We start from the raw sequence: 19,244 nt of genomic DNA, 5'->3' as shown, positions 1-19,244 counted from the left end.
GAACGAAACTGTCTTTTCGCTCAACGCGTAAACTCGAGTGATGCCAGAAACCGGCGACACCGCACCAGACTTCACGGCACCGCTCGCAAACGGCGACATCGACTCGTTCACGCTCTCGGACCGTCTCACCGACGACGCGCCGATCGTCCTCGCGTTCTTCCCCGGCGCGTTTACGGGCGTCTGTACGACCGAGATGTGTACGTTCCAGGATCGTCTCTCGGCGTTCAACGACCTCGACGCGACGGTGTACGGAATCAGCGTCGACTCGCCGTTCTCGCTCAACGAGTTCCGCGACCAGAACGACCTCGAGTTCGACCTGCTAAGCGACTTCGAAAAGGAGATCATCGACGACTACGGCGTACGCATGGACTTCGACGACCTCGGCGTCTACGGCGTCGCCAAACGCTCCGTCTTCGTGATCAACGGCGACGGCGAAATCACCTACTCGTGGGTAACTGACGATCCGGGCGTCGAACCGGAGTACGCCGAAGTCGAAGACGCGGTCGCCGACGCGTCCTGATCGACGGGATTCGAGGAGCGATTCCTGCGACAGTCCGGGCGACGGTTGGACTGGCGGAGGGCTTTTTTACTCCGCCGCCGACCACCGCATATGAGCGACGCTTCAGCGGCCGAGGATGCTCGCCGCGTCTACGTTCCCGACGAGGATCACCACTTTCCCGACGAGAAGTGCAACGAGGTCCTCGAGTTCATCAAATCCGACGAGGAGATCCAGACCTATCTCGAGGCCCAGAACGTCAACGCAGTCGATAGAAAGGGGTACAACGATCACGGCGCGAAACACATCGAGATCGTTCGCAACCGCGCGCTCTGTCTGTACGATCTACTCAAAGCCGGAAACGTCGAGTTCAACGGGGCGAACCAGCAGGGCCTCGAGGAAGCCGACGAGTCGGTGATCATCACGCTCGCGGCGACGCTACACGACATCGGACACGTCGTCCACCGCGACCAGCACGCCTACTACTCGATCCCGCTCGCGGCCGACATTCTCGATCGGGTGTTACCCGAGTTCTACGACCTCGCCGACAGCGTTCGGATGAAAGGCGAGATCCTCCACGCGATCATTTGTCATCACACCGCCGAAACACCGCTGACGACTGAAGGCGGCATTATCCGCGTCGCGGACGCCCTGGACATGGAGCGTGGTCGATCGCGGATCCCCTACGAACAGGGCGGACGCGGAATCAACACCCTCTCGAGTCAGGCGATCAGCCGCGTGTCACTACACGAGGGCGATAGTCGGCCCGTGATGGTCGAAATCGCGATGACCAACGCCGCGGGCGTCTACCAGGTCGACAACCTCCTGAAAGCCAAGCTCCGAGGCTCCGGTCTCGAGGACGACATTCGAATCGTCGCCGTCAACACGAACGAGAACCACGACCAGCTCGTCGAGCGGATCGAACTATAACTTCGGAAACCGTCTCACGCGAGTTCGTATCTACCGTTCCGTCGCTCGAGATACCCCCGGTCCTGGAGCGTTCCCGTAATCGAGAGAACCGTCCCTTTCGTGACCGAGAGATCATCACAGAGGTCGTCCGCGGTCGCTCCGCCGGTCGCGGCGAGATACAAATAGACGAGTTTGGCCCGCGCAGAATCGAGATCGGTCGGAATCGACGCGTCGAGAGTCGTCGTCGCTGAGTGTGCCATACTCGACCCTGTCTTTTTCGACGATAATAAATGTCTTCTACAACGATCGTCGAATTGAGTAGCCGAAACGGGCAACGGAACCACTGTCGATACGGAGTTCGTCGGTCGTCGATAATACTGACAGCGCCGGACAGCGTCTCGAGGGGCCGATTTCGCGAATCGTCGAATCAATGGTCACTGCTACCGGTTCTCAGGGCTCTGCGGCGGGTATAGTCAGACGGACAGCTTTTGTAGACGGGTTCGCGAGTACTAACAGAGCATGTCGACCCAACTTATCGTTCTCGCGCTGCTGGCCGGTCTGGCGACCGGCGCGCTATTTCGGTTTCTCAACGTCCCGATTCCGGCCCCGCCAGAGCTGCCCGGAATCATGGGTATCATCGGCATCTACGTCGGCTACAGGCTCGTCGAGTACCTCGGCGTCGGCGTGGACCTGGTTGAGGCGTTCGGCTGGTGATGACGTGGACCGACGCGACGCGCGAAACCGATTTGGCCCAATCGTGACGTGAACGTCGAAACGTTAGTGGCGAATCGCGATGCGATCAAAAGCTGCGAAAACGGATTCAGAAATTCAGTAGCTGCGCTCTTTGGGCTCGTACTTCTTGCTTTCGCCCTCGAGGATGACCGGTCGGTACCAGATCGATGGCTTGCCGGCGTTCCAGGAGACCAGCGTGTGTTTCAGCCAGTTCTCGTCGTCGCGGATCTGGTTTTCCTGTCGCCAGTGGGCACCGCGGAACTCGTTTCGGACGAGCGCGCCGAGTGCGATCGTCTCAGCCACGTCGATTAGGTTCCGGGTCTCGTAGGTCATCTGGAGATCGGTGTTAAAGGTCGTCGAGGGGTCGGCGACGTAGACGTCGCGGTACTCCTCGCGACACTCGCGGATGATCTCGAGGGCCTGTTTGATCCCTTCCTCGGTCCGGAAGACGTTGACGTAGTCGGTCATCGCCTTCTGAAGTTTCGACCGGATTTCGGCGTGCTGGACGCCGTTGTCTTTGTTCATCAATCGATCGATGCGCTCGGACTCGGTTTCGACGGCCCGCTGGAGCACGCCGTCGGCGTCCGTAACCTGTCCGGAGCCGTCGGCCGCGACGTCGTCGCCCGCTGGCTCGAGGCCGGCCGAACCCGGCTGAACGGGGAACTCGGTGTCGTCTTCTTCCTCGACGGAATCGGTGTATCCGGTTTCGATTTCTGCCTCGCCGAGGTCGCCGCCAGCGGCGTGATAGCCCGCTCGCTTGCCGAAGACGATGAGTTCGGGGAGCGCGTTTCCGCCGAGGCGGTTCGCACCGTGGACGGACACACACGCACATTCGCCGGCGGCGTAGAGTCCGTCGACACAGGTCGCGCCGTTTTCGTCGGTCTCGATCCCACCCATCGCGTAGTGCTGGCCGGGTTTGACGGGCATCGGTTCGACCAATCCGTCGGCACCCTCGAAGTCCTCCGCGAGGTGGAGAATGTTCTCGAGGCGGTCGAGGATCCGCTCCTCGCCGAGGTGGCGCATGTCGAGGTGGACGTACTCGTCTTCGACGCCCCGACCCTCGCTGACTTCCGTCAGCTCAGCCCGCGCGACGACGTCCCGAGAGGCGAGTTCGCCGTCGTTGTTCGCGTAGCCGTGCTCGAACATGAACCGTTCGCCCTCGTTGTTGTAGAGGATGCCACCCTCGCCGCGAACCCCTTCCGAGAGGAGCACGCCGGTCGAGGGAAGCGTCGTCGGATGGAACTGGATGAACTCCATGTCCTCGAGCGGGACGCCCGCACGATATGCCATCGCGTGGCCGTCGCCGGTACAGGAGACGGCGTTGGTGGTGTGATCGAACGCTTGTCCGGGACCGCCGGTCGCGAGAATCACGCCGTCGTTCGCTTTGAATCCCTCGACCTGACCCGACTGCACGTCGTAGGCGACGACGCCGTGGCAGGTCCGATCGTTCGGATCCGGCTCGTCGGAGGTCGCGAGGTTCATCACGTACCACTCGTCGTAGACCTGAATACCGCGTTTGACGACCTGCTCGTACATCGTGTGCAGCAGGTGATGGCCCGTCTCTGCGCCCGCGTAGGTCGTTCGCGGGAAGGATAGGCCACCGAACGGCCGCTGTGAGACGCGACCGTCGTCCTCTCGAGAGAAGGGCATTCCCCAGTGCTCCAGAGAAATCGTCTCCTCGGGCGCGTCCTGTGCCAGCGTTTCGACTGCCGGCGCGTCCCCGAGGTAGTCCGACCCTTTCATCGTGTCGTAGGCGTGGAGTTCCCAGTCGTCGCCCTCGCGAAGCGCGGCGTTGATACCGCCCTCCGCCGCGCCGGTGTGGCTCCGAACCGGGTGAAGCTTCGTGACCATCGCCACGTCCGCTCCCGCCTCGTTCGCCGCGACCGCTGCCCTGAGGCCGGCACCGCCCGCGCCGACCACGATTACGTCGTGTTCGTACATTGTTTACCAGAATTTCAGGTTCTTCTTGACTGCCTCACGTTTGAGCTCCTGAATGTGCTCCGTGAGGGGGATGTCTTTCGGACAGACCTCGGTACAGGAAAACTGGGTCTGACAGCGCCAGACGCCGTGTTCCTGCTCTAGGATCCGAAGTCGGTGCTCTTTGATCTCCTCGTCCTCGCGTTCGTCCATCGCGAACTTGTACGCTTTGTTGATCGCCGCCGGACCGAGATACTGGTTGTCGCCGGCCGCGATGTTACACGAGGACATACACGCGCCACACCAGATACAGCGCGTGGACATTTTGACCTTCTCGCGGTTCTCGCGATCCTGTCGTTGCTCCTCGAGGTCGCCCTCGGGGAGGTCCTCCTGCTGGAAGTACGGTTCGACGGCGTGCATCTGGTCGTAAAAGTGATCCATATCGACGACCAGGTCCTTGACGACTTCTTGGTGTGGAAGCGGTTCGACGCGAATCGGCTGTTGGAGGTCCGAAATCTGGGTTTTACAGCCGAGTCGCTGGGAACCGTTGATGAAGAAGGCGTCCGATCCACAGATCGCCTGTCGACAGGAGTGACGGAAGGTCAGCGACGAGTCGAACTCGTCGCGCGCGAAGATCAGCGCGTCGAGGACGGTCATCCCCTTCTCGAAGGGAACGTGGAACTCGTCGAATCGCGGCTCCTGTTTCCCGCTGACCTCGGGGTCGTAGCGGAACACCTTCAGGTGAACCGACTCACCCTCGAGATCAGATTCGTCGACCGATTCCGCTTCGGCCAGTCCCTGCTCTTTTTTCTCGAGTCGCTCCTGCTGGGGCGACTCGGCACCCTTCATTTCGGGGTCGGTCGGTGCCTCTTGCGTGTCGGGTTGTTCTTGTTGTTGTGTGCTCATGAGATGGTCCCTCCCGCCATGACGATCGCGACGTAGATACCCTGTGCGACGAGTGCGACGCCCGCGATGGTCAGGATAGCGAAGACGACCTTTTTGGGCGTACCGGAGAGTCCCTGATTGACGAGCGCGTTGTAGATGCCGTTGATACCGTGGAACGCGGCCGTGATCAGGAACAGCACCATCGTCAGGAAATATCCGATGTTTTCCATTCTCGCGCTGGTTCCCGCGAAGGTAACTTCGGCTGCGTGCGTGACGAAGTGCAACTGGAAGAAGTGAAACGCTAGCACGATGACCAAGAACGCGGCGGTGATCCGCTGGAGTAGCCAACCGGTCCCGCCGGGCGTGAACGAGGAATAACGCTCAGCCATTAAAAGCCCACCCCCGAGAGGAAGGTCGGAACGCTCGCGACGGTGATAGCGCCCGTGAGAACCAGTGACGCGTAGAAACTCTTGTCTTGGGATTCGAGCCCGATACCGAGGTCGACCATCAACAGTCGCACGCCGTTTAGGATGTGAAAGACCGCGACTGCGAGGAGACCGACCTCGAGCACGCGAACGATAAAGAGCCCCTCGAGTCCCTGGATCGTTCCCGTGAAGACGTTTACTTCCTCACCGCCGACCATCATCATCTGTCCATTCGCCGCACCGATTGCTGTGCTCAACACGGCGATGTGGGTAAACAGGTAGCCGATCAGCATCCACCCGGTGAATTTGTGAAAAATCCACGCCCACATTCCGGCCGAGAACTCCTTCCACCGGCCGAAGTCCTCGATGAGACCGCGATTGTAAGACTGACTCATACACTCATGTGGTGGGTTAGCCCGCGGGGGTATAGAAGTTACTTCTTGGATTCCACGCCGAGCGGAAAACCGGAAAAATACAACTCACAGGATAGTGAATCAGGTACTGAATCGCCGAATCGATGTTCGTCTGTCACATCGAGCGGTCCGGTAAGCGAAGACCGGCCGGGGTGCGCTCGAGACGCGCCGGACTCGGCGGACGTTCGGGACTCGAGCGGCTGTTCAGGATTGAGCAAATCCGAAGGGGTTGCGATGTTCGGCGAGTTCATGACTGAACGAGCGAAAACGACGTGGAAGTAATGGACTCGTCGGAAAAACGGTCGGGAGTTTCTTCGCAGAAAAGGCCGGGGAGGCCTTTTCGACATATATCAGTTCGGGGTCTGGGAACGTCGGTATATCGTACCGTTCGGCCTGTGGCCTGTATCCCCCTGCCCCATTCCGTTGTTTAGCAAAGAACTATTTGAAAGTTGGTACCGATTTATCCGCAGTTCAGGCGGGGGAGCCATTTGGTCTGTTTCACCCAACCAACAGTGCGGAGAGAATGTCCACGGTGTCGTGATACCCGTGCAGGTGATCGATCCCGTTCAAAATTGAAAGAGAGTAATATGTCTGGATATTGTATTTAGTCAGATCCGATGAGAGCGAAAGAGAGGAAGGAAAATAGCTATTACCGAAGATCGGTAATTGCAACGGCAGTAACAGCTAGTGTTACGAGTACGGTTGGTTGTATTGGATTTCTACCGGTGTCCGAAAGTGATGATACCGTCGTCAAGTCAGCGGTCCACATCGAAAACCTTGATGACCAACCGTATAGCTTCGAGATGGTCGTTAAAAACCAGAAAAATGGAAATAATCTTATTGATAAAGTAGTGGAAATCGGCCCAGGACCGATCGAAACAAAGGAAGTGAACTTTGATACTGCTAATCTAGATGGTACTGTCTCTACGACAGTTCGTTTAGAAGTCCAAAATAATGGTGAACTTATTTCTGCAGAACACTCGATAACAAGCGATGAATCCTTTCAGTTAACAATCTCGGAAGAAGGTGAATTTGAGATCAGAATGAGAAGTCCGTAATATGTCTTCTTCCGAGAGGATATCGTGCCGTCTGGGCCAGCATATACACTAAGTTCACAGTTTATCAACCAATATCGGAGAATATCTCGTGCTTGACCCCGAGGCGATTTATCTGAACGCCCTTCTGGAGTTGCTGTGACCGTAGGCGTTCAACAGTCGAGATTCGGCAACCGATCTCCGGGGACAGCTTCAAAACACTTCAAATAACAGTTTGAGTCGGACGACTCGGTCAATGAGGCCGATGCCTTCCGATGATTCGACAGAGCAGAAGCGTTCAGTACGGAGTGTCGACCTTGCAAGCGAACTTCTCTCCGCACTCGGTACACGTCGCGGATTTTGAAAAATCGCTGTTGACGGTTGGGGGTTTCTTCCTCGTTCTTAGTACGATCCAGTCGATATCGACCATGACGTCCTCCGAGCAGTGCGGACAGTTCGCTTCCTGAGCCATACTGACCGGGTCACGTTCCAATGGTTTTCATGTTTTGGCCGTAATCCAACGTTTTCCACGGGTTGGGCATGCGAACCTCGGAATCAGTCACGATCCTCGTCGATCCGTTCGGTTTCGATCCAGACGCTGATAACCACCAGTACGAACACGACGATGACGGCGACGTACAGGATCGCTTCGACCCGACCAGATAGTTCCATCTCCAGCGCTTCCACGAGAGCCAATTCCCAGCCCACGAGTAACACGAGAAGCCCCGTGGCTGCAATCAACAGGATCAGGAGACGATCACTGAGTTCGCCCATAGCGATCGTATGGCGACCGCTGTCGATAAACGACCAACTTGCACACACCGAGGTACCGCCGTGAACCGGACTGCCATCCGAAACCTACCGATCGGCTTCGTCTCTCGAGCCTTCGTCACCGGCAGTTACCGCCGATCACTCGAGATACCGTAACAGCGGGTCCCCCTCGTTTCGCTCGCGCTCAAGCGCGGTTTGCGTTTCCGGTTTGAGCCCGACGAGGTGACAGAGCGGGTTGCCAGGGTAGACGACCGGGTTCTCGAGGACGCCAACGATCAGGCCGGTAAACGGCGCTTCGACCGAAACGATGTCTTCCTCCTCTTTGAACGGGTCCGTAATCGTACAGATCACGTCTCCCTCCTGGACGAGTTCGCCGCGTCCGTGTTTCATGTCGACCATCCCGCCGGCGTCGGCGCGCAACCACGTCTTTTCGTCGGTGTCGTCGATCAGGATCCGCCATCCCGGCCAGTGGACCGACGAGTCCCGGTGGAGTCCGAACTCGGCGAGCACGCTCGCGACGCCCGTCAACGCCCGATCGATGAGCGATCGCTGGAAGCGGTGGGCTTCGCCCATCTCGATGGTGATCGTGGGGACCCCAGCGTCCGTCGCCTCGCGGCGCAGCGTTCCCGACGGTCCCTGTCCGTCGATGATGACGTTCGAACTGAACGCGTTCGCCAATCGGACGATATCGGCGTGTTCCATATCGGCGCGGACGTGAAGCATGTTCGTCCGGCCTCTGGTCGACGTATGAAAATCCAGCCCGAGGTCGCAGGGTTCGATGAAGTTCGTGAAAATCCGGTGTGCCATCCGTCGGGCGCTCGTCGACCCCTCCCGCCCCGGAAACGACCGGTTGAGATCCCGGTCGTAAATCGGTAAGTAGCGTTCCTGTGCGAGAAAGCCGGGAACGTTCATCACGGGGAGACAGACCAGCGTTCCGTGAAGCTCCGTATGGTCCCAGTCGTGGGCGACTTCGCGGACGACTTCGATGCCGTTGAGTTCGTCGCCGTGTGCCGCAGCCGAGAGGAACACCGTCGGTCCCGGATACTGGCCGTTGACGACCGTTACGGGGACCCGAACGGGATCGCCGAGGTACGTTTCGCTGATGCCGTATCTGATGTTGACGGACTCGCCGGGATCGACACGACCGCCGTTGTACGTGAACACGTCCTCACCGTCCGCATCGGTATCGGGCGGTTCGTCCGTTCGAGTATCGCTCATGCTACCCCAGTCGGGTCCCGGTATAAAACGTGTACCGCTGTCGTGACCAACCGGCGAAACGTCCCTCGAGGGCATATGTTTTGTACGAGGGCATGCTACTGAGAACCATGGACCTTCGTGAGGCAACCGAAGCAGATGTCGACGAGATCCGTCAAGTCGCAAAAGACTCTCTCAATTCGCTGTATACGGACTTTCTGTCGGAGGATACGATCGACGGCGCACTCGAGCAGTGGTACGGCGACTCGTTCGCCGATGACGTACGCGACGATCACACGCTGTTTCTCGTCGCCGAACGCGACGGCGAGATCGCGGCGTTCTCTCAGAGCGTGCTCGTCGGTCAACGGTACGGGACCGGACAACTGCTCTGGTTGCACGTCCATCCCGACTACCGCGGGAGCGGGATGGGCGTTCGACTGCTGGTCCGCACGCGAGAGCGGTTGCTCGAGGAAGGCGCCGACCAGGTTCGGTGTTTCGTCCTCGCGGACAACGAGGGTGGAAACCGCTTCTACGAAGACCACGGCTTCGAACGGGCCGGCCAGCGAGAGGTCGATATCGGCGACGAAACGTTCACCGAGAACGTCTACGTCGAAGCCGATATCGATAGCGACGAGGACTGGGACGCGATCGATCAGCTCGAGATCGACGGCGAGAACGTCTACGTGAGCTACGGAGAAGCCGCTCGCGGGTCGAAATCGCCGTTTTACTCCGCGTACGGGACCGGCGAACTCGAGGAAAGATACGGCTGGCTCTGTGGGAACTGCGACTCGATCGACAACGCGATGGACACCATGGGACGGATCGAGTGCAACAACTGCGGAAACCGTCGGAAAGCGACCCGCTGGGACGCCTCGTATCTCTAACGTACGGGGCCGGTTTTTCGCGGTCGTTCCGTCTTCGGCCGAAAATTGAACGAGCCTGACTCGTTATCGCGCCGTATCACCACGCAGCGACGTTCATCCACGACGGAGAGATCAGTGTAGTACGATGTTTCCGGCTGTTGTCCGTCCATTACAATTGCCCATCGGCGTCGTTTCGTGAGTGTATCGATCTGTCCGGTCGAGTCACGACCGGATAGTACGGGTTCGATCGGAGAAACGGAACACATGGATAGACAAGCCCACATCCTTCAGGGATTCAAAGCGACGCTCGTCGCTCGAGCCGTCTACATGCTCTCGAGTGCGGTGTTGATGCTCGTTCTCGCCAGGTACCTGCTGGATCCGACGGGCTACGGCGAACTGTACTGGGCGATCGGGATCCTGGCGGTCGTGCAGTTGTTCGCCGACGTCGGCTTAGGGAAGTCGGCGGCGCGGTACGTCGCCGAATACCGCGAGGATGACCCGAGCCAGATCCCGCATCTCTTGCAGACGACCGTCACCGCTAAGCTCGTCGTAATCGCCGTCGTCGCGTACACGTTATTGCTCTTTCACGAACACATCGCGAGTCTACTGGGCGACCCCGGCGCGGCACCGTTTCTGGCTGCAGGAGTAGTCTACATCACGGTCAACTCCTTCAACGTCTTCGCACAGATCGTCTTTCAGGGGTACAACCAACTCGTCTACAGCGCCGCGATTCAGGCCATTAGTGGGGCGGCTCGACTGGTGTTTGCCGTGGGGTTCGTCCTCGCTGGACTCGGCGCACTCGGGGCCTTCTTCGGCTATATCGTCGGCTACGCGGTCGCTGCGGCTATCGGGCTCGCACTGCTCTATTATAAGGTCTACCGGAAATACGAAATCGCCGACGAGTTCGAAGACGGTCTATCCCGGCGCTTGCTCGAGTACAGCGTGCCCCTGACGGCGACCCGGAGCGCGAACGTCATCGACAAACAGATCGATATCGTTCTCGTCGGATTCTTCCTCAACCCGGTCGCCGTCGCGTTCTACACGCTCGCGAAACAGATTACGGACTTCGTTCTCGCACCCGCGGAGTCGCTCGGCTTTACCATCTCGCCGAACTTCGGCGAGCAGAAAGCCGCGGGCCAACTCGAGGATGCCCGACGGATCTACGAGATGGCGCTGACGAACGCGATGCTCCTGTACGTGCCAGCGGCGGTGGGCCTCGCACTGGTCGCCGACCCGTTCATGACGATGGTGTTCGGCGCCGAGTACGCGGGCGCCGTTCCGGTCATGCAGGTGCTCTCGCTGTTTATCGTCCTGCAGGCGATCACGAACCTCACGAGCGATAGTCTCGATTATCTCGGTCGTGCTCGGTCTCGCGCGATAGCGAAGGGTGGAACCTCGATTGCGAATCTCGCACTCAACGTCGCCCTCATTCCGGTAGTCGGCGTCGTCGGGGCAGCGATCGCGACCGTCGCAACGCACACGGTGTACGTGCTGGTCAACCTCTATATCGTCCACAGCGAACTGTCGCTTCATCTCCGGCCGCTCGCGCGCTCGCTCGGACGTATCTGTGGGATTACTGGCGGGATGGCCGGCGCGGTGTTGCTCGTCACGCCGCTGATCTCGAATCTCGTCATGTTAGCTGGTGCGATCGCCCTCGGCGTCGTCACGTGGGGTGTGCTTGCCGTCGCGAGTGGGTTGCTCGACCTCCAGCAAGTTCAGTCGGTCGTTACGTGAACGCAGATATCGGATCACCGCGATAGAGGGTTAAGAAGACATCAAATCACCTCTGACGACGTGATCTCCGATACAAGGTCGCTGGGATGGCAGCGACAAACAGCCTCGTTCACAAATACCATTGGCCGATAATATTATAAACGCTTTTGCGAGTTGTAGGTGTTTTTCGAGTATGACTACAACAGATTCTATTACGGTTGGGGTACTCAGCCTCCACACGAGCAAGGAAACGAAGGCGATACTCAACGCAGCGGAGGCGTTGGATCACGATACAGAGTGGCTCCGCGAAGAGAACACGAGCGTCCGCGTGGAGGATGGTTCGGTCGTCCTCGAGCCGGACGTCGACGTCATCGCAAACCGGATGTTGCTCTCGAATACCGAACAGCCCTGCGAGGAACTCGGTCTCGTCAACACGTTCTCGCCGTTGAAGCCGATGCTCAACAGTCCTGAATCGGTGCTCACCGCGATCCACAAACTCTCGACGGCGGGAACGCTCGCGGCCAACGGCGTTCGCGTGCCGAACGTGCTGCTCGCACTGAGCAGCGACCGACTCAACGCCTCTCGTCACGAGTACGGTGACGAAGCCGTCTATAAGACGGCGATCGGGACCCACGGCGGCGGAACGTGGAAGGTCGGCCCCGACGACATGGTCAACTCGAAGGTCGGCGATCGATATGCGTTTTTACAGGAACTCATCGGCGAAGGCGACGGGCCAAACCGCGACCTTCGCGTCTACGTCGTCGACGGCGACATCGTCGGCGCGATGTACCGGTACGCGCCGGACAACGACTGGCGAACGAACGTCGCACTCGGCGGCGCCGTCGAGGACGCGACCGACGACCTTCCCGAGAGCGCAGCGGAGATGGCGACGAAATCCGCGACCGCCATCGGCCTCGATTACGCGGGCGTCGACCTCGTCGAGGGCGAGGACGGCTGGTACGTTCTCGAGGTCAATCCCACCGCCGGGTTCAAGGGGCTCTATGAAGCCACGGGGATCAGTCCCGCCCCCTACATCGCAAAGCTCGCTATCGAACGTGCCGGCGGCTCCGTCGACGACGACCGCGTCGAGGAACTCAGCCGGACGCTCGACGATACCGAGCCGTCGGCGCGACCTCCCCAGACGCCGACGACCACCGACGAACCCACGACGATCGGGTACACGGAGGAAGTCGTCCTCTCGGGAACGAGCGGATCGAAGTCCATCCTCGCAAAATCGGACACGGGTGCGACGCGAACCAGCATCGACACCAGTCTCGCCGCCGATATCGGCGCTGGACCGATCAAATCGGTCACTCGAGTCAAGTCGGGAAGCTCGAAAACCTCGAAGAGTCGTCCGGTGGTCGACGTCGTCGTCGGCGTCGGCGGAAACCGACACACCGTCACCGCGAGCGTCGAAGATCGGAGCCACATGGACTATCCCGTCCTCCTCGGCCGAGACATCCTCGAGAACTACCGCGTCGACGTGAGCAAGCGCATCGATCGAGACGCACCCGACACGCCCGAAGAAGAGGAGGAGTAGTCGACGTCTGCGTCGAACACCGTCAGTATTTGTAGTTCGCTAGCCCAACGAACACCGTGTGAGCGACCCTCGAGCGGAACGCGAGCGCTGTCGCTTTTGCGGAACGACACTGACGAGACCCGCCGCCGGACCGATCGGCGGATCGGCCGCCGATTCGCACCCCGGCGACGGATTCTGTTCGCCGGGGTGTCGCGGTGTCTACGACGAACTCGGCGCGCCCAGTGAGCGGCCCAAATCGAGCGACCGCTCTGAGCCCATCGAGGCGGCTAATTCGGCAGCGGGTTCCAGCGAACGGGCCGAAAACGGGCTCGTTCGGGCGTTCTTCCGCGTCGACGGGATGCACTCGGCCTCGTGCGAAGCGTTTCTCGAGTCGGTCGCCTCGTCGCAGGCGGGCGTCCGCGACGCGACGGCGAGTTACGTGACCGAAACGGTGCGGGTCGATCACGACCCGGAGACGGTTTCGGAATCGACGCTTCGGGATGCGATCAGCGGCGTCGGATACACGGCATACCTCCGTTCGGACGCGGCCGCCGAATCCGAACTCGGAGAAGCCGAAACCGGAACCACCCGCCGCTCGCGCGAGATGAGCGGCCTCAGAAAGCGCAGAAGCGAGGACATGCTCGAGGTTCGTTACATCGTGGGCATCGTCTTCGGAACGTTCCTGTTGGTTCCGTTTATCGCAATCCTGTATCCTGTCTACCTCTCGTCGTTCACCGACTGGTGGGTGTTGTCTCTCTACGAGGGGGCCTTCGATACGTTCGACGGCATGCTCTTCGTGCGATTGTTTACCGTCCTCACCGGCGTCGTCCTCTACTTGACCGGGATGCCCGTCCTGCGCGGCGCGTATATCAGCCTGAAACTGCGCCGGCCGAACACGCACCTGCTCGTGGCGCTGACGGTGGTAAGCGCCTATATCTACGGCACGCTGGCAGTCCTACTCGGCAGCAATGACGTCTACTACGATCTGACCATCGTCGTCGCGGCCGCGGTGATGGCCGCGGTCTACTACGAATCGACGGTCAAGCGTCGCGCGATGAACCGCCTCACCGAACTGACGATTTCGCAGGTTGACCACGCCCGGCGTCTCGAGGCCGACGGGCCCAGCGAGGTCCCCGTCGACGCGCTCGAGGCCGGCGACCGGGTGCTGGTTCGCGAAGGAGAGCGAATCCCCGTCGACGGCGTCCTGATCGAGAGCGCGTGTACGGTGGACGAATCGGTCGTCACCGGCGAATCCCTGCCGGTATCGAAAGCGCCCGGCGAGGGCGTTCTCGGCGGGTCAGTCGTCACGAACGACGCCGCAATCGTGCGAGTTGGCGAGGAAACCACGAGCAGCATCGACCGACTCACGCGGGCGGTCTGGAACGTCCAGAGCGCCGCCCACGGCCTCCAGCGCCGGGCCGACGAACTCGCCGATACGTGCGTTCCGCTCGTCATTGGGTCGGCCGTCATCGTCGGTGTTGCACTGGTGATTCTGGGTGCCGGAACGGCTGACGCAGCGATGGGCGCGCTTCTGACTGTCATCGTCGCGAGCCCGTGGGCGATCGGCCTCGCGACGCCGCTCTCGGTCGCCTCGAGCATCACCGACGCGATGGAACGCGGGATCGTCGTCTTCGACGAGACCGTCTTCGAGCGGCTTCGCGCCGTCGACATCGTCGTCTTCGACAAAACGGGAACGCTGACGACCGGGAACATGACGGTCCTCGAGGCGGACGCGCCCGAGGACGTGCTTGCGGCCGCCGGATTCGTCGAACGACGCGCGTCGCATCCAGCGGCGGACGCTATCGCCTCGGCGTTTGCAGTCGAATCAAACGAATCGGCGGACCCGCTCGAGCGATCCGACGGCCAGCGCGACGATCGGCGCGTTCAGGACTTCCAGACCCACGACGGCGGCGTCGAAGGTGTCGTCGACGGGAAACGGATACTCGTCGGCCATCCGGATCTCTTCCGGGAGCAGGGTTGGAAACTCGACGAAGCGATTGAGTCTCGAGTCGCGGACGCCCGCGGCTTCGGGCGGCTTCCCGTCGCCGTCGGAGTCGACGGACGTGCGGCGGGCGTCCTCGTCGTCGGCGACGAACCGCGGGCTGAGTGGGACGAGACGGTCACGAAACTACGCAACGACGGCGTCGACGTTGTCGTGCTGACCGGCGACGACGAGGGCGCGACCGACTTCTTCGATCGACATGAGGGCGTCGATGGGGTGTTCGCGGACGTTCCGCCGACCGGAAAGACCGCGACCATCCGTCGACTACAGGAAACCGACCGGGTGGCGATGGTCGGCGACGGGACGAACGACGCGCCGGCGCTGGCGCAGGCGGACCTCGGCATCTCGATGGGAAGCGGGACGGCGCTGGCATCCGACGCGTCCGATCTGGCGATCGTCGACGACGACCTCACGTCGGTCGAGCAGGCGTTCGCCCTGTCGAACGCCACCCGGCGTCGGGTCAGACAGAACCTCGGGTTGGCGTTCGTCTACAACGCGGCGGTGATACCGCTGGCGGTGATCGGCGCGCTGAATCCGCTCTTTGCGACCGCGGCCGTCGCGGTGACCGGCCTGCTCATCCTGGCGAACTCGTCGCGGTCTCCCCCGATGGAGTGATCACCAGGGACCGGGTGACGTCTCACACATCGGATTCGTACTCGGCCCAGATGTACCGCGTCGCGACCGAGCGATACGGCCGCCATCGCTCTGCAATCTCGCGCATCTCGTCTCGCGATAACTCCTCGCCGTCGCCGTACAGTTGTTCGATCCCCCGGCGAACGGCGAGATCACCGAGCGGAAGGATATCCGGCCGCTCGAGCACGAACAGGAGGTACATTCGCGCGGTCCACTCGCCCACCCCTTTTATCTCGGTGAGCCGAGCGCGGACCTCCTCTGTGGAGTGGTCCTCGAGTCCGGCACGCGTGTAGTCGTTCTCCTGAAACGCTCGAGCGGCGTTCTGGAGGTACTCGACTTTCATCCGGGAGAGCCCCGCCTCGCGGAGCGGCGTTTCGTCGGCCGCGAGCACTCGAGCCGGCGTCAGTTCGCCGTCGAAGTGCTCGAACACCCGCTCTCGGACGGCGGCCGCGCTCGCGGTCGAAAGCTGCTGGTTGATAATGGAGATACAGAGCCGCTCGTAGGCGGTCCAGTCCGGTTCGACGTACGGGTCGTACCGATCGACGAGATCCGCCATCACGGGGTCCTGGCGCAACACCCGTTCCGCCTGTTCCATCATAGTTGGTGGCGAAATTGGAGGGCGCGAGCCCACAAATATGTCGCGGTGTCCGGGATGCGGACCTGCCGGCCCGGGAGGCGGCCAAATCGAACACCTTACCCGGAACGGGTGGATACCGCCACGTATGACTGCCGTGGTCGAGGCCGCAGGCCTCAGGAAGACGTACGGCGAGACCGTCGCCCTCGAGGACGTCTCGCTGTCCGTCGAGGACGGCGAAATATTCGGACTCATCGGGCCGAACGGGGCCGGAAAGACGACGCTCGTTCGCTCGCTGACCGGCACGACTGTCCCCGATGCAGGAACGGCCCGGCTGTGGGAGCGCGCACCGACGGCCGTCGACAAGGGGCGACTCGGGGTCCTTCCACAGGAGTTCTCCCCGCCGGATCGCCTCAGCGCGCGGGAACTGCTCGAGTACTACGCCGGGCTCTACGACGACGCGCGCGACCCCGAACGCGTCCTCGCAGATGTCGGCCTCGCGGACGCGGGCGAAACGTGGTACGAGAACCTCTCCGGCGGACAGAAACGACGAGTCTGCGTCGGTAGCGCGATAGTCAACGATCCCGACGTGCTCTTTCTCGACGAGCCGACCACGGGTATCGATCCCGCGGGCCGGCGAACCGTCTGGCGACTGATCGAGGAGCTAGCAGCCGAGGGCACGACGGTCCTGCTCACCACTCACGACATGGCCGAAGCCGAGCGGCTGGCCGACAGAGTCGGACTGCTCGCCGACGGCTCGCTCGTCGCCTCCGGGCCACCGGCGACGCTGATCGAAAACCACGGCGGCTCGAGCCGTCTCACCGTCGAAACAGCTACCAAGGTCTCGACCGATCTCTTTGGCGGACTCGAGGATCGACCGGTTGAGATCGATGCGACCGAAATCGACGCGCGAGACGGCTCGATCGTCTTCGAAGGAGTTTCGCCGACGGCCATCGAGGCCATCGTCGACGTGCTCGAGGCCGAGGAGATCGGGTACACCAGCCTCACCTGGGCCGAACCCGATCTCGAGCGGGCCTACCTCGCGCTCGCCGACGACGCGGAAGTAGCTCGAACGGGTCGGTCGAAATCGCTCGCGGAGGCGACGCCGGGTGGTGGCAGCGCGGACGGTGACGACACGGATGGTATCGGTACGGCCGACAGAGACCAGCCAACGGAGGGGAGCCGATGAGTCGACTCGGACGCGTTCGCGCACAGACCAGCGCCGGGTGGCGAGCGTTCGTCAGACGGCGCACTGCGGTCTTTTTCACCTTTTTCTTCCCGGTGATCCTGATCGTCATCTTCGGCGCGCTGATCCAGACAGATCCGACCGGCGGCGGGCTGTTCGCGGAGCCGGCGGCGTACTACGTCCCCGGCTATCTCGCCGTCGTCGTCCTCTTTACCCCGTTCTCGAGGCTCGGCAGCGAAGTCGCCCGCCACCGCGAGGGAAACCGCTTCGAAAAGCTCGCGACGACGCCGGTGACCCGCGGCGAGTGGCTGCTCGGCCAGACGCTCGTCAACGCCGCGATCATCGCGCTCGCGAGTCTGTTGATCCTCGTGCTCGTCGTCGTCCTGACGGGAGCGGACATCGCGTTCTCGCCGCTTGTCGTCGCGTACATCCTCGTCGGGGTCGTCTGCTTCTGTGCGATCGGGTCCATGCTCGGCAGCTACACCGATTCCCAGGACGGCGCGGTGGCGGCGAGCAACGCCCTCGGACTGCCGCTGCTTTTCCTCTCTGAAACGTTCATCCCGCTCGAGCAGCTTCCCGGCTGGTTCGGTCCGCTGGTCAATCTCTCGCCGCTGACGTACTTCTCCCGCGGCGTTCGAGCAGCCACGTATCCCGACGCAGGAACGGCGTCAGTGTTCGGTCTCGAGCCCGCACTCGCCAATCTGGGAATCCTCGCGGTGCTCGCGGTCGTCGCCTTCGCGTTCGGTGCGTACTCGATTCCACGCACGGATTGATCGTCCTGCGTACCGGTCGGTTGCTAACGGGACCGAAATCGAGAACAGAAACCGCTGGTTTAGAACGCGATCGGCGCGATCATCGCCGCGAGTTCGTAGTCGTAGACGTGGTTGAGAAGCAGGTAGGTGACGACACCCAACACCAGGCTGAGAATCCAGGCGCTCGCGGCGATCCGGCCGACGCGAGCGTGGGCGGTCTCTCGCAGTTCCGCGGGCGTGTGCGTGAGCCCCAGAATCAGCGCGTAGAGAACGACGGGGACCGAGACGATCGAGAGGATAATGTGAATTGCGAGCATGAGCAGGTAGGCGTACGTGACGAGATCCGGCCCGATGAACGATTTTTCGCCGCTTCCGCCGCCGACTCGAACGAGATAGACCACCAGAAACAGCATGATCGAAACGAAGGCGCTTCCCATCGCGGCGCGATGTTTTTCGATCTCGCCGGCTTTGATCCAGTACCAGCCCAGAACGAGCAACACCGTCGTCACCGCGTTGATGATCGCAGTCAGGTGCGACAGCGTGTTCACCTGCTGGAGGGTTAGATCGGGGTAGATCGGCAGATCGAGGACGAAGGTGCCGATGACCAGTGCGTAGCCGACGATCGAGAGGAAAATCGTCGTCTCGAGTGGACGTTCTCGGAGCCGTCGCCGTGCATCCGCGGTAGCCATAGCTGGGTCTTGGGATAGATCGGGTATTTGTCTTGCTTTTCCGGAAGCAGGGTCGGTCGTTCCCTGAACGGCTCTATCAAAGCAAGAGTCCTGCTCGAGACATAAAGCGTGGAACAGTGAGCGGTCTTTCGTTCGCTGGCAGGAGATGGCGATTCAGGAAAGACAGCCTCAGCTGAGGTGAACGGTTCCGTCGCTCTCAATCGTCACGTCGTAGCCACAGTAGGTAAACGTCACCGTGCCACCCGGTCGCGGCCCGCCGTTGCTTCGCGGAGCAAAGAGCGCGTCGAGCGCTTCCGGATCGATCACGTCGTGTAACGGCTCGTACTCCGGCGGGCAGAGCTCTGCAGGTGGAACCCCCTCCGCATTCGAAACCGCTTTGACGACTGCCTGGCTCATTGCTGTTCGAATCGACGTATCGACCGTATCTCCGCCGTTCGCCATCCTGTCAGATAGTTCCCAAGCCGGTGAAATAAAACTGTCCTTCTGCCATACTTGTTCTTGTATATTGATCTGTTCAACGAATGGAACACCGAAAAA

Annotated in this window: 20 protein-coding genes; 10 read left to right on the top strand and 10 right to left on the bottom strand. The window is 61.1% G+C overall.

The features are described from left to right. Nucleotides 1-40: 40 nt before the first annotated feature. Entirely contained in the window at nt 41-520 is a 480-nt protein-coding gene (locus HALLA_RS04205) for a redoxin domain-containing protein (RefSeq protein ID WP_049952220.1), read from the top strand. Between the two features lie 90 nt (nt 521-610). Next, complete coding sequence (locus HALLA_RS04200; RefSeq protein ID WP_049952219.1) at nt 611-1,426, top strand: HD domain-containing protein; 816 nt, start codon at nt 611-613, stop codon at nt 1,424-1,426. A 14-nt stretch (nt 1,427-1,440) separates the two neighbouring features. Here the strand turns inward: HALLA_RS04200 and HALLA_RS04195 are convergent, their stop codons facing one another. Beyond that, complete coding sequence (locus tag HALLA_RS04195; RefSeq protein ID WP_049952218.1) at nt 1,441-1,665, bottom strand: helix-turn-helix domain-containing protein; 225 nt, start codon at nt 1,663-1,665, stop codon at nt 1,441-1,443. A gap of 259 nt (nt 1,666-1,924) precedes the next feature. Here HALLA_RS04195 and HALLA_RS04190 point away from each other — a divergent pair, with 259 nt between their 5' ends. Continuing rightward, nucleotides 1,925-2,119: a XapX domain-containing protein gene (locus HALLA_RS04190; protein WP_049952217.1), complete on the top strand. Its 195-nt coding sequence runs from the start codon at nt 1,925-1,927 to the stop codon at nt 2,117-2,119. Between the two features lie 114 nt (nt 2,120-2,233). On the opposite strand, the gene HALLA_RS04185 is transcribed toward HALLA_RS04190, so the two are convergent. Genes HALLA_RS04185 through sdhC form a run of 4 tightly spaced genes read right to left on the bottom strand, consistent with a single transcriptional unit; the run spans nt 2,234 to nt 5,759 of the window. Then, nucleotides 2,234-4,078 (bottom strand): FAD-binding protein, encoded by a 1,845-nt coding sequence (locus tag HALLA_RS04185; RefSeq protein WP_049952216.1) that lies wholly within the window; start codon nt 4,076-4,078, stop codon nt 2,234-2,236. A 3-nt stretch (nt 4,079-4,081) separates the two neighbouring features. Continuing rightward, complete coding sequence (locus HALLA_RS04180) at nt 4,082-4,960, bottom strand: succinate dehydrogenase/fumarate reductase iron-sulfur subunit (protein ID WP_049952215.1); 879 nt, start codon at nt 4,958-4,960, stop codon at nt 4,082-4,084. Continuing rightward, a complete protein-coding gene (locus tag HALLA_RS04175; protein WP_049952214.1) occupies nt 4,957-5,328 on the bottom strand; it encodes a succinate dehydrogenase in 372 nt (123 codons plus the stop codon). The genes HALLA_RS04180 and HALLA_RS04175 overlap by 4 nt, the downstream gene beginning before the upstream one ends. Next, nucleotides 5,328-5,759 carry a succinate dehydrogenase, cytochrome b556 subunit gene (sdhC, locus tag HALLA_RS04170; RefSeq protein ID WP_049952213.1) on the bottom strand — a complete coding sequence of 144 codons (432 nt, stop codon included), beginning with the start codon at nt 5,757-5,759 and terminating at the stop codon, nt 5,328-5,330. The genes HALLA_RS04175 and sdhC overlap by 1 nt, the downstream gene beginning before the upstream one ends. Before the next feature lie 635 nt (nt 5,760-6,394). Between sdhC and HALLA_RS20420 the strand changes: the two genes are divergently transcribed. Then, complete coding sequence (locus HALLA_RS20420; RefSeq protein ID WP_157231319.1) at nt 6,395-6,835, top strand: hypothetical protein; 441 nt, start codon at nt 6,395-6,397, stop codon at nt 6,833-6,835. 531 nt (nt 6,836-7,366) lie between these two features. Here the strand turns inward: HALLA_RS20420 and HALLA_RS04160 are convergent. Further along, a complete protein-coding gene (locus tag HALLA_RS04160; RefSeq protein ID WP_049952211.1) occupies nt 7,367-7,585 on the bottom strand; it encodes a hypothetical protein in 219 nt (72 codons plus the stop codon). A gap of 135 nt (nt 7,586-7,720) precedes the next feature. After that, a complete protein-coding gene (locus HALLA_RS04155) occupies nt 7,721-8,800 on the bottom strand; it encodes a succinylglutamate desuccinylase/aspartoacylase family protein (protein ID WP_049952210.1) in 1,080 nt (359 codons plus the stop codon). 107 nt (nt 8,801-8,907) lie between these two features. Between HALLA_RS04155 and HALLA_RS04150 the strand changes: the two genes are divergently transcribed. From HALLA_RS04150 to HALLA_RS04135, 4 genes are all read left to right on the top strand, one after another. Continuing rightward, nucleotides 8,908-9,660, top strand: coding sequence for a GNAT family N-acetyltransferase (locus HALLA_RS04150; RefSeq protein ID WP_049952209.1), 753 nt, complete (start codon nt 8,908-8,910; stop codon nt 9,658-9,660). A gap of 243 nt (nt 9,661-9,903) precedes the next feature. After that, nucleotides 9,904-11,373: a flippase gene (locus tag HALLA_RS04145; protein ID WP_049953998.1), complete on the top strand. Its 1,470-nt coding sequence runs from the start codon at nt 9,904-9,906 to the stop codon at nt 11,371-11,373. A 172-nt stretch (nt 11,374-11,545) separates the two neighbouring features. Then, nucleotides 11,546-12,892: an ATP-grasp domain-containing protein gene (locus HALLA_RS04140; RefSeq protein WP_049952208.1), complete on the top strand. Its 1,347-nt coding sequence runs from the start codon at nt 11,546-11,548 to the stop codon at nt 12,890-12,892. A gap of 58 nt (nt 12,893-12,950) precedes the next feature. Continuing rightward, nucleotides 12,951-15,488 carry a heavy metal translocating P-type ATPase gene (locus HALLA_RS04135; protein WP_049952207.1) on the top strand — a complete coding sequence of 846 codons (2,538 nt, stop codon included), beginning with the start codon at nt 12,951-12,953 and terminating at the stop codon, nt 15,486-15,488. Nucleotides 15,489-15,510: 22 nt separating this feature from the next. On the opposite strand, the gene HALLA_RS04130 is transcribed toward HALLA_RS04135, so the two are convergent. Further along, complete coding sequence (locus tag HALLA_RS04130) at nt 15,511-16,104, bottom strand: DNA-3-methyladenine glycosylase family protein (RefSeq protein WP_049952206.1); 594 nt, start codon at nt 16,102-16,104, stop codon at nt 15,511-15,513. Nucleotides 16,105-16,228: 124 nt separating this feature from the next. Here HALLA_RS04130 and HALLA_RS04125 point away from each other — a divergent pair, with 124 nt between their 5' ends. Beyond that, nucleotides 16,229-17,269, top strand: coding sequence for an ABC transporter ATP-binding protein (locus tag HALLA_RS04125; RefSeq protein ID WP_049952205.1), 1,041 nt, complete (start codon nt 16,229-16,231; stop codon nt 17,267-17,269). After that, nucleotides 17,266-18,039 carry an ABC transporter permease gene (locus HALLA_RS04120; RefSeq protein ID WP_049952204.1) on the top strand — a complete coding sequence of 258 codons (774 nt, stop codon included), beginning with the start codon at nt 17,266-17,268 and terminating at the stop codon, nt 18,037-18,039. Before HALLA_RS04125 ends, HALLA_RS04120 begins: the two co-directional genes overlap by 4 nt. A 59-nt stretch (nt 18,040-18,098) precedes the next feature. On the opposite strand, the gene HALLA_RS04115 is transcribed toward HALLA_RS04120, so the two are convergent. Both HALLA_RS04115 and HALLA_RS04110 read right to left on the bottom strand, forming a co-directional pair. Next, nucleotides 18,099-18,707, bottom strand: a complete 609-nt coding sequence (locus HALLA_RS04115) for a DUF420 domain-containing protein (RefSeq protein ID WP_049952203.1) — start codon at nt 18,705-18,707, stop codon at nt 18,099-18,101. Nucleotides 18,708-18,875: 168 nt separating this feature from the next. After that, nucleotides 18,876-19,148 (bottom strand): HalOD1 output domain-containing protein, encoded by a 273-nt coding sequence (locus HALLA_RS04110; protein ID WP_049952202.1) that lies wholly within the window; start codon nt 19,146-19,148, stop codon nt 18,876-18,878. Nucleotides 19,149-19,244: the final 96 nt, after the last annotated feature.

Source organism: Halostagnicola larsenii XH-48 (genome assembly GCF_000517625.1).
Classification (GTDB): Archaea; Halobacteriota; Halobacteria; order Halobacteriales; family Natrialbaceae; genus Halostagnicola; species Halostagnicola larsenii.
Note: the sequence above shows the minus strand (reverse complement) of the source record. Positions and strands in the feature narration are given on the sequence as shown.

Excerpts from the sequence above, each read along its gene's own strand:
- HALLA_RS04185 (WP_049952216.1), bottom strand. The coding sequence starts at position 4,078 with ATGTACGAACACGACGTAATCGTGGTCGGCGCGGGCGGTGCCGGCCTC.
- HALLA_RS04200 (WP_049952219.1), top strand. The coding sequence starts at position 611 with ATGAGCGACGCTTCAGCGGCCGAGGATGCTCGCCGCGTCTACGTTCCC.
- HALLA_RS04150 (WP_049952209.1), top strand. The coding sequence starts at position 8,908 with ATGGACCTTCGTGAGGCAACCGAAGCAGATGTCGACGAGATCCGTCAA.
- HALLA_RS04130 (WP_049952206.1), bottom strand. The coding sequence starts at position 16,104 with ATGATGGAACAGGCGGAACGGGTGTTGCGCCAGGACCCCGTGATGGCG.
- HALLA_RS04145 (WP_049953998.1), top strand. The coding sequence starts at position 9,904 with ATGGATAGACAAGCCCACATCCTTCAGGGATTCAAAGCGACGCTCGTC.
- HALLA_RS04175 (WP_049952214.1), bottom strand. The coding sequence starts at position 5,328 with ATGGCTGAGCGTTATTCCTCGTTCACGCCCGGCGGGACCGGTTGGCTA.
- HALLA_RS20420 (WP_157231319.1), top strand. The coding sequence starts at position 6,395 with ATGAGAGCGAAAGAGAGGAAGGAAAATAGCTATTACCGAAGATCGGTA.
- HALLA_RS04180 (WP_049952215.1), bottom strand. The coding sequence starts at position 4,960 with ATGAGCACACAACAACAAGAACAACCCGACACGCAAGAGGCACCGACC.
- HALLA_RS04110 (WP_049952202.1), bottom strand. The coding sequence starts at position 19,148 with ATGGCGAACGGCGGAGATACGGTCGATACGTCGATTCGAACAGCAATG.
- HALLA_RS04160 (WP_049952211.1), bottom strand. The coding sequence starts at position 7,585 with ATGGGCGAACTCAGTGATCGTCTCCTGATCCTGTTGATTGCAGCCACG.
- sdhC (WP_049952213.1), bottom strand. The coding sequence starts at position 5,759 with ATGAGTCAGTCTTACAATCGCGGTCTCATCGAGGACTTCGGCCGGTGG.
- HALLA_RS04120 (WP_049952204.1), top strand. The coding sequence starts at position 17,266 with ATGAGTCGACTCGGACGCGTTCGCGCACAGACCAGCGCCGGGTGGCGA.
- HALLA_RS04140 (WP_049952208.1), top strand. The coding sequence starts at position 11,546 with ATGACTACAACAGATTCTATTACGGTTGGGGTACTCAGCCTCCACACG.
- HALLA_RS04115 (WP_049952203.1), bottom strand. The coding sequence starts at position 18,707 with ATGGCTACCGCGGATGCACGGCGACGGCTCCGAGAACGTCCACTCGAG.
- HALLA_RS04125 (WP_049952205.1), top strand. The coding sequence starts at position 16,229 with ATGACTGCCGTGGTCGAGGCCGCAGGCCTCAGGAAGACGTACGGCGAG.
- HALLA_RS04190 (WP_049952217.1), top strand. The coding sequence starts at position 1,925 with ATGTCGACCCAACTTATCGTTCTCGCGCTGCTGGCCGGTCTGGCGACC.
- HALLA_RS04155 (WP_049952210.1), bottom strand. The coding sequence starts at position 8,800 with ATGAGCGATACTCGAACGGACGAACCGCCCGATACCGATGCGGACGGT.
- HALLA_RS04195 (WP_049952218.1), bottom strand. The coding sequence starts at position 1,665 with ATGGCACACTCAGCGACGACGACTCTCGACGCGTCGATTCCGACCGAT.
- HALLA_RS04205 (WP_049952220.1), top strand. The coding sequence starts at position 41 with ATGCCAGAAACCGGCGACACCGCACCAGACTTCACGGCACCGCTCGCA.